The organism is Streptomyces sp. NPDC029674, from assembly GCF_044903205.1.
In the GTDB taxonomy this organism is placed as follows: domain Bacteria; phylum Actinomycetota; class Actinomycetes; order Streptomycetales; family Streptomycetaceae; genus Streptomyces.
In genome coordinates, this window is sequence record NZ_JBJDPY010000049.1 from 1 (window position 1) to 1,892 (window position 1,892).

The window sequence follows — 1,892 nt, forward strand, 5'->3', positions numbered from 1 at the left end:
GTCCGGTGTTCGGAGGGCTTGCCGTACTCGGCCCCGCAGACCGCGTCAGCGTCGGCGGAGAGCAGTGCGTTGATCACGGTCTGCAGCAGGTGGCGCAGCAGGTCTGGGGAGGCCTCCCCGAGAGCTTCGCGCAGCAGGCGTTCAGGGTCGACAATGTGTGGAGCGGTCATCGTGGTGATGTCCTTTCGAGAGTGCTGTGGAAGGTTCGCTCGAAGGCTCCCACGGTGACCGCGTCCGTCTCGAAGATGGTCGTGGCCACCGGGGAGGGTTACACAGAGATGATGGATTCGGCTCCGGCGCCGGCGTGACCCGAAATTACACGGACGCCGTTCGCGGCTGTCTTTTTGTGGATCTGTCCGTCGACGCCGGGGTCGCTGCGGGCCGGGCGGGCACATGACTTGATAGGAGCCTGACCGGAAAGTCGTCTCACCTTTGTGCTGTCTGCACTCACCCGACCCGCGGTGACGTTCATCACCATTGGAAGGGAATCCCGTCAATGACGAGCATGACACTCGACCCGCCGCTGACCAACCCGTTGCCACCAGGCTCCGAGTTGGTCGCCGGGGTCGACACGCACAAGAAAACGCATCACGTCGCGATCCTCGATCTCGTGGGCCGACCTGTCGCGGACCGAGAGTTCCGTGCCGACGGTCGCGGTTACGCGCAGATCGTCGCGTTCCTCCACGCGCACGGTGATGTCGTCCGTATCGGGGTGGAGGGAACGGGGTCGTACGGGGCTGGCCTCGCACGCGCGCTGACCACGGCGGGGCTGACCGTCATCGAAGTCGCGCGACAGGACCGGCAAGCCCGCCGTCGTCGCGGCAAGTCCGACCCCCTCGACGCCCACCAGGCAGCGGTCGCTGTCCTCGCAGGAACGGACACCGCGATCCCAAAGTCTGGTGATGGCGCGGTCGAGTCGATGCGGATCCTCCTCGCAGAGCGGCGCTCGGCGGCCAAGGCCAGAGCGCAAGTGATGAACCAGATCCACGCGCTGCTGATCACCGCACCCGAGCTCGTGCGACAGGCGTTCCGCGCTCTCAGCGGGCAGCGTCTGGTGAACACGCTCGCCAAGACTCGGCCCGGAACAATCACGTCCCCCGATCCCGCGGTCGTCGCCCGGCAGACACTGCGACGGTTCGCGGTCCGACACCTCACGATGCAAGCCGAGATCGACCTGATAGAACAACAGTTGGAGATGCTCGTCCGGCAGGTCAACCCCACGCTGCTGTCCCTGAGCGGAGTCGGTCCTGTCACCGCAGCGACGCTCCTGGTCGCCGCCGGCGACAACCCCGAGCGGCTCGGAACCCGCGCCAGCTTCGCCGCTCTCGCCGGTGTCGCCCCGATCCCCGCCTCCTCCGGACAACGCACACGGCATCGACTCTCTCGCGGCGGGAACCGGCACGCGAACGCCGCGCTGCACCGGATTGTGCTGTTGCGCATGCGGCATCGCGAGCCTCGGACGATGGCCTACTTCGAGAGGCGTCGTTCGGAGCAACTCACCGACCGTGACATCATGCGCTGCCTCAAACGACACGTCGCGAACGAGATCTATGCCGCTCTGCTCAATCCCGCCACCGACAATCCCGTCGGGCGCGAACTCCGAGCACGCCGACAAGCGAAAGGCATCCCGATCAGCGTTCTCGCCGCCACTCTCGGCGTCCCCTACCAGCGGCTCCGACGACTCGAGATCGGAACTCGCGCCGACCCTGAACTCGAGGCCCGAGCGACCGCCATCCTGGAGCAGATCAGCCCGCCACTGGCCGCTTGACAGCAATAGGAGCATCCACTATGCGGGACTCAACAAGTACACCAAGCAGCTCCCGCGTGAGAACCCAACTAAGGTACGGAGAAAGAAACTAGATCACGAGGGGAAGTTTCCTCATCCTTTGGTG

Annotated in this window: 2 protein-coding genes; one reads left to right on the forward strand and one right to left on the reverse strand. The window is 65.5% G+C overall.

What is annotated here, in order from left to right; translation table 11 throughout:
* Positions 1 to 170: transposase (locus tag ACI2L3_RS40220; protein ID WP_404757437.1), on the reverse strand; the 170-nt coding region annotated here is incomplete at its 3' end.
* A gap of 326 nt (positions 171 to 496) precedes the next feature.
* Here ACI2L3_RS40220 and ACI2L3_RS40225 point away from each other — a divergent pair.
* Positions 497 to 1,768 (forward strand): IS110 family transposase, encoded by a 1,272-nt coding sequence (locus ACI2L3_RS40225; protein ID WP_206495882.1) that lies wholly within the window; start codon positions 497 to 499, stop codon positions 1,766 to 1,768.
* The last annotated feature ends 124 nt before the right edge of the window (positions 1,769 to 1,892 follow it).